Genomic DNA, 6933 nt, shown 5'->3' with positions numbered 1-6933 from the left:
TCCAATCAACAGGGTGCCAAAATAAACAATAAGCATTAACACAGCCATTTTTAAAAAAAAATATTTAAAAATTCACTATTTCACAATTAAATTTATTTTCGGAATTTTATATGTGTGGTATAGTCATAGAAAAGAAAAAATGGAGTGATAAAAATGAAACTGCAAGTCCAACGTGCTTATAATTTCAATGCAGGCCCTTCTGCATTACCCATTTCTGTTTTAGAAAAAGCTCAGGCAGAACTAATTGATTTTCGAGGTACTGGCATGTCCGTCATGGAACTTAGCCACCGCAGCAAAGCTTATGAAGAGGTACATAATCAGGCGATTGACAGCTTAAAGGAGCTTCTATCCATTCCTGATACGCATGAAGTACTCTTCTTGCAGGGTGGTGCAAGTCTTCAATTTTCGATGGTACCAATGAATTTTTTACAAACGGGTAAAAAAGCGGCATATGTCATGACTGGCTCTTGGTCAGAGAAAGCTTTCACCGAGGCAAAACTATTTGGTGAAGTTTACCATGCGGCTTCTACGAAAGAAGGCAACTACCGCAGTATTCCTGCGCTTGATCAATTACAGTACGATTCAACAGACGCTTATGTCCATGTAACTTCAAACAACACGATTTATGGTACACAATGGAAGGACTTCCCAGACACAGGTGATGTTCCATTGATCGCAGACATGTCAAGTGATATTCTGTCTAAGCCAATTGATGTCAGTAAATTTGCTCTTATTTATGCAGGCGCACAGAAAAACCTTGGCCCTTCAGGCGTAACTGTTGTGATTATTCGCAAGGATTTGCTTGAACAAGCAAATACAAATATCCCAACGATGTTAAAGTACAGCACTCATTCTAAAAATAATTCATTGTATAACACACCGCCAACTTTCGGCATCTATATGCTCGGGGAGGTGCTAAACTGGGCGCGTGAATTGGGTGGTTTGGATGCCATTGCAAAGCTGAATGAGAAAAAAGCCAACTTGATTTATGATACAATCGATGCAAGTAATGGTTTTTACATTGGTCATGCCACACCAGAAAGCCGTTCCCTTATGAATCTTACATTTAACTTAGCGTCAAAAGACTTAGAAAAGAAATTCCTCGAGGAAGCGAAACAAGAAGGCTTTGTCGGCGTAAATGGACACCGATCAATTGGCGGTTGCCGAGTATCAGCCTATAATGCAGTTCCAGTGGAAGCCTGCCAGGCATTCAAAGAGTTCATGATTAAATTCCAATCAGAAAATAGTTAAGATTTCTGTAAGACAAAAAGACCAGAGGAGATAAAATGTCTCTTCTGGTCTTTTTTATTATCATTATCTACCGTCAACTACTTCTTTCAATATTTCATACGAACGTTTTTGTTTTTCCGTGTCATAAATATACGATACTGCCATGAGTTCATCGACGTGATATTTCTCTTGGAATGCTATCCACTGTTGGCGGACAGTTTCTTTACTTCCGATCAATGTCACACTTTGTTTCGTGGCGGCCATTTCCTTTTCCATCGGAGTCCAAATCTCATCCAAGCTTTCAACTGGGGGCTGTAACGGATTTTGCGTTCCACGAACAACATTTAGGAAAAATTGCTGCATTGTTGTCGATAAAAACTGTGCTTCATCATCTGTTTCAGCAGCAATGACATTTAAACAAACCATCATATATGGTTTATCCAAATATTCTGAAGGCTGGAATCGACTTCTGTAGATTGAGATCGCTTCTTCCATAAATCTTGGGGCAAAGTGGGAAGCAAATACATATGGCAGTCCCAAGCTTGCCGCTAGATACGCTGAATCAGTCGATGATCCAAGGATATAAATCGGAATATTCGTGTCAACACCAGGATAGGCTTTCACATAACTTTGCTTTTCTGCTGGGCCAAAATAAGTAAGCAGTGCATTCACATCATCCGGGAAGGTGTAGACAGAATCATTTTTCGAACGTCTTAAAGCGCTTGCCGTCATCATATCTGTTCCAGGTGCCCGCCCAAGCCCCAAGTCGACACGATTAGGATAAATTGTTGCTAAAGTGCCAAACTGTTCTGCAACCACAAGCGGAGAATGATTTGGGAGCATAATCCCGCCAGACCCTACATGAATCGTATTTGTATGTTCTAATACATGTTTGATTAGAATCGATGTCGCTGAACTGACAAGTGTCGCTGTATTATGATGTTCTGCAATCCAATAGCGTTGAAAGCCCATCGTTTCAACCGATTGCGCGAGTTCAACCATTGACTCAATCGCTTGGCTTGGAGTTTGCCCCTTCCGGATTGGGGCTAAATTCAAAACAGATACTGGTATTTGAGTAGTTGTCATTTTTTTCATTCCTTTCCCTAAAGAGAATACTACTATAGTAACAATAGGAATGAAGAAATCAAAAACAAATGCTTAACAAGATTTGGTGTCAGGCACCATGTGAATTTCTTCACATGGTGCCTGACACCCTAATTAACTCCCTCAGTTCTTCAGTCATCTCTTCCACCAATTCAGGTCTGCCATGAAACTGAGCAGGCGTATTTTGAAAAAGTTGTATTTGCCAATCCTCTCCTCTTTTTACCACAACCAGTGTATGATGAGTGTTCACGTTTGGATTAATATCCGATTGCCCCGGAGGCACCATGCCTGCAATAGCTCGTATTAGGGCAATTTCGGAACTTAAAAAAAGGACATCCTTCACTTTACTAACAAATCTTGCCGTTGGATGATGTTCAAAAATTGGCTTCAGATGCGATAATATTTCCTGCCTGCCAATTGATTGAGACCCATCAAATCCGATACTCTCGCCATCCTCCGTAAATAAGGCTGCCATTCCCTCAGCGCTGCGTTCATTCCAGGCATCTAATAGCTTTTTATAAACTGCTTGTACATCTTTTGATTCCATCCTTTTACTCCTCTCATTGCTTTGTTATTATCGTAAATCAAACATGAGTTTTATTTCAACCTTCGGGTCAGTCCAACCTCAAATAAAGGTCAGTCCCAGATGAACCAGGACTGACCCTTTATTCCGTAACTAATAATTTTTCCATTTCAATTATTTTTTTTAGATATTCATATTCATTGTTTTCGAGAATATCTATTTCATTGTTAGTGGCCAATAGAATTTGATTGCGGCACTTGGATATTCTTTGAATCATTGGGTGTATCGTTAGGCTTGATAAATTAACAAAATCATATACGTCTGTTAAACAAACCGGCAGTTTATAGCCCTTATTGCTGCTGGCAATTAACAGACCGCTATCCCGGAGCTTGGAGACGATGTTCGACCTGAAGTAATGGTGATTGATTTTGTTCACCCGAATGGCATTAAGATTATCGAGAATTTCTTGTGTGTAGACATATTCATTTGGGTTTTCTCGAAGATTAAATAGCAAAAACTTGAGAAAATCAATTCTAATTTTTTCATCCATGTCTTCACTGTTTTTATTTTTCTCTAGGTAATGAAGGGATAAATTCACCGATTGTTGAAAAATAACCTCATCAAACTGAGAGTCCTGATTCCTAGATATGTAATCATGTAAATAATTTTTATAGTTTTGCGGCCATAAATTCATTGCGATGATTTTCTTTTTAATGATTTTATTAAAATGCGGATAATGTTCCGAGTACTGGGTTTGATCATACCCTTTCGCAATCGTCCCAGCAATTATATTAGCCAATTGGAGGAGAATCTCTGATGAATTGTTGTTAAATCCAAAGGTGGAGTAGTTAAATAAATCGGGAATACTTTTTTCAGTGATATAGGTTTTAAATTCAGTCATGAATTCTTTCGATCCCTGTTCAACCAAAACAAGATCGAGCTGATCAAAGGTCCGTTTCAAGTCATCAAAAATCAAACGATTCATGTATTTAATGAATGTCTTTTCAAACGTGATGCCGTTATCTTCTCTAATTTTTCTTTTGTCGACGACATACGCATAGATATTAAACGGTAAATCCTTCAGTTCATTTAATAGCTGAATTCTTTGATGAGGGTTGTCGATTCTGGCAGATTGCATTTCTTCGCTTGAAAAGTATTTTTGTCGAACCTTCTCGACTTCCTGTTCTAACCATTCTTTATTAGACTCTTTTGCTAGAATAGCAACGATAATAAAGTGGGTTGATACTTCATTACTTCCGAAATCAAAACTATAATCACCTGATTCATCAATAAACGCAAATTGGATATCGTTCATTCTCCCCACCTCACTTCTAAATTCTTACTTTCTTAATTCAACAAAATAGGCTCGAAAACCTTTAAATAGTTAATTTTCCCCTTAAAAATTAAAGAATAATATGGTTAAAAGTGATCTTGGGATTAGTATGTTGGGGGAATTGGAAAATACAACTTTATAAAAAAGATTAGGGATTACTATGATTGTGTGCTATACTCTGTATACCATTTGCTTTACGTTATTCTAATACCCGCCCTACTCGACTGCCGAGTAGGGTTTTTTATGTTTTATTGGGCACAAAAAAAAGACTCTACAAAAGAGTCTTTTTATCTATTGGTTCTTATTATGCTTTGCGAACGTTAGTAGCTTGGGGTCCACGTTGACCTTGTTCTACTTCAAATGTTACAGCTTGACCTTCGTCTAAAGATTTGAAACCTTCGCTTTGGATAGCTGAGAAGTGTACGAATACGTCGTCTCCTGCTTCGCGTTCGATGAATCCGAATCCTTTTTCTGCATTAAACCATTTCACTTTACCTTGTTCCATTTGTTGTTTCCTCCTCGTGTGCTTTGCACACATTGTGTTACTATCCTTGCTCAGATCTTCAAGACAGAAAGTTTAGCACTTATTATCCTACCGACAAACAAAAATAATTCTTCCTTACTATAACAGAGACTGCCTAGTAATGCAAACCTTCGACACGAAAGATTCTCTTGAAAGGTGTAATTTCATTCCAACACGATTTTTATTATAATCAACAAGTTAGGCCGCATGTACACCGGTCTTTTCCAAAAACAATCGAATAGGCAAAAGGAAATTCTTGATTCACCCGCTGGACCTCATGGGCAAACTCGACCTCATTTTTAGGAACTTGTGATAAGGAATCAGCCTTTTTCTGCGTATCAATATGCGCACCCGGTGGGACAAAACTGCCCTGTTTAAGTGTTACTCCACCGGTCACAACTGCTCCGGAGGCGATAAAGCTCCTTTCGCCGACCTGGGCATGATAAACGATTGCCTTAAAACCAATGAATACATTTTTTTTGATCTGACAGGGACCATGAATTAGTGCCCCATGTGCACAGGATACCTCGTCACCAATATAAATCGAGTATTTCTTGTTATTAACCTCAATATGTTTGTTTTTTAAGCCGTGAAGGATTACGCCATCCTGTAGATTACAGTTGTTTCCAATATAAAACGGGGACCCCTCATCTGCGCGGATACTGACGAATGGGCCGACAAACGTGTTATTCCGAATGGTGACGTCTCCGACAATATAGGTGAACGGACTTAAGAAGGCCGTTTTATTAATTTTCGGAAAAAGCGGTGTTGGATTTACGGAAGTTACCGGATTCGAACCTACAAAGTAACTATAAATATTATAAGGACCATTTACATTATTGGGATAGTTCCACAAGATGCATTCCCCCCTCTGTTGAAACTGGATTCTCCCTTATTCATACTACTTATACGTATGTTTTCTGAATTAATACCATTATTGCAGTCATAGATTCGGGGGAGTTCTGAAACTTTTGCCTATTTTTAAGACAGTTCCCATACAATCTTGGCAAGTATTGTCCGTATGAGTACTTTTCAATCCAACAAAAAGGCAGTGATTTCAAAATCACTGCCCTTTAAAAATTATTCTTTTGTCAGCTTCACAGATGTATCTTCCTGCTTACCCATTTCTTTTTCTAACTGCTCCATCCGTGCATCGATCGTGCTGTGGAGAAAAGATTGGTTCACTTTTTGTTCTAATCGTTCCAGATAGTTTTCGATATCTTTAAACTTGGATGAAAATTGGTCCGAGTATGAACTTGATTCTGAAACCTGATTTATTTTGAGATTAGCCCGTGTGACATTTTCCCGACCCATTAATTCCATCCGGCGCAAATTCATATCCTTTAACTTATGTTTCATTTCATCGTGCTTTCTTTCTAATTCACTTAACTGCTCAGTGACTTGTGCAAGAGATGTCTTAAGCCGCTCTGCACGTTCAGCATATTGCTGATGCTCTGCTGAGGCAAATTGATAGAGTTCCGTTTCATCAGCGATCGAAGCGATCTCTGCTTGGTACTTCCTTTTTTCTGCTCGTTCTGTTGCCTGAAGGTATTCTCGCGTAAATTCTTCCTTCAAACTTGCTTGACGTTCGACTAGTTTACCAACTTTCTCTGTCTCTTGCTCACACTCATGAAGATATTGATTAAGTAAAGCAATTGGACTTTGTTTATCCTTGTGTTGACGTGTTTCATTCAAATCAGCAATAATGAGATCTTTAATTTTAGTCAATAAGTTTGCCATTTTCATTTTCCCCTTTGATTATTATTTTTTTAATTCATTCCATTGTTTATCAAAATTTTCAAATGGATCGGACTCCTTGTTCACTGGTGGCTTTTTATTTTTATTCCATTGTTTATAAACAAGAAAAAGTACATAAGCTGCACCTACCCCGATAAGTGCTGGAATATGGTGGATGGTTGCTGATAAAACAATTAAGCCGATGATGATTAACCCAATTTTCCACCATGTAGATTCCGCCTTCAAAAACTGTTTATAAATGAAGTAAAGAATCGCAAGGCTTACAAGTAACCCTACCATCGGACCAATGGTTTTTAGTAAAATAAATGCAGCAATCCCACCCACTAACAGTAACCCAAATTTTTTCATGTTATTATCCTCCTTCATTTCACTTAACTTGAACACTGAGCTTTTCATAACTTTATCTTGATTTCATCTTACCTTTTTTCAGGGTATTTCATAATTGCGCTTTAGCTTGATTTT

At 38.3% G+C, this 6933-nt stretch carries 8 protein-coding genes; 1 reads left to right on the top strand and 7 read right to left on the bottom strand.

Annotated elements, in window-relative coordinates; all coding sequences use genetic code 11:
• The first annotated feature begins 153 nt into the window (after nucleotides 1-153).
• A complete protein-coding gene (gene serC, locus V7659_RS19450) occupies nucleotides 154-1251 on the top strand; it encodes a 3-phosphoserine/phosphohydroxythreonine transaminase (RefSeq protein ID WP_335541524.1) in 1098 nt (365 codons plus the stop codon).
• A gap of 63 nt (nucleotides 1252-1314) precedes the next feature.
• Here the strand turns inward: serC and V7659_RS19445 are convergent, their stop codons facing one another.
• The 7 genes from V7659_RS19445 to V7659_RS19415 all read right to left on the bottom strand — a co-directional run bounded on the left by V7659_RS19445 (nucleotide 1315) and on the right by V7659_RS19415 (nucleotide 6819).
• Nucleotides 1315-2316 (bottom strand): LLM class flavin-dependent oxidoreductase, encoded by a 1002-nt coding sequence (locus V7659_RS19445; protein ID WP_335541523.1) that lies wholly within the window; start codon nucleotides 2314-2316, stop codon nucleotides 1315-1317.
• Nucleotides 2317-2425: 109 nt separating this feature from the next.
• Nucleotides 2426-2881 carry an SgcJ/EcaC family oxidoreductase gene (locus tag V7659_RS19440; RefSeq protein ID WP_335541522.1) on the bottom strand — a complete coding sequence of 152 codons (456 nt, stop codon included), beginning with the start codon at nucleotides 2879-2881 and terminating at the stop codon, nucleotides 2426-2428.
• A gap of 118 nt (nucleotides 2882-2999) precedes the next feature.
• Entirely contained in the window at nucleotides 3000-4172 is a 1173-nt protein-coding gene (locus V7659_RS19435) for a DUF3800 domain-containing protein (protein ID WP_335541521.1), read from the bottom strand.
• Between the two features lie 322 nt (nucleotides 4173-4494).
• Complete coding sequence (locus tag V7659_RS19430) at nucleotides 4495-4695, bottom strand: cold-shock protein (protein WP_007083691.1); 201 nt, start codon at nucleotides 4693-4695, stop codon at nucleotides 4495-4497.
• A 208-nt stretch (nucleotides 4696-4903) separates the two neighbouring features.
• Entirely contained in the window at nucleotides 4904-5569 is a 666-nt protein-coding gene (locus V7659_RS19425; RefSeq protein ID WP_335541519.1) for a carbonate dehydratase, read from the bottom strand.
• 224 nt (nucleotides 5570-5793) lie between these two features.
• Entirely contained in the window at nucleotides 5794-6453 is a 660-nt protein-coding gene (locus V7659_RS19420; protein ID WP_335541517.1) for a PspA/IM30 family protein, read from the bottom strand.
• A 21-nt stretch (nucleotides 6454-6474) separates the two neighbouring features.
• Nucleotides 6475-6819 carry a flagellar basal body rod protein gene (locus V7659_RS19415; protein ID WP_335541515.1) on the bottom strand — a complete coding sequence of 115 codons (345 nt, stop codon included), beginning with the start codon at nucleotides 6817-6819 and terminating at the stop codon, nucleotides 6475-6477.
• Between the last annotated feature and the right edge of the window lie 114 nt (nucleotides 6820-6933).

Origin of the sequence: Neobacillus drentensis (genome assembly GCF_036966985.1) — a bacterium.
Classification (GTDB): Bacteria; Bacillota; Bacilli; order Bacillales; family Cytobacillaceae; genus Neobacillus; species Neobacillus drentensis_E.
Note: the sequence above shows the minus strand (reverse complement) of the source record. Positions and strands in the feature narration are given on the sequence as shown.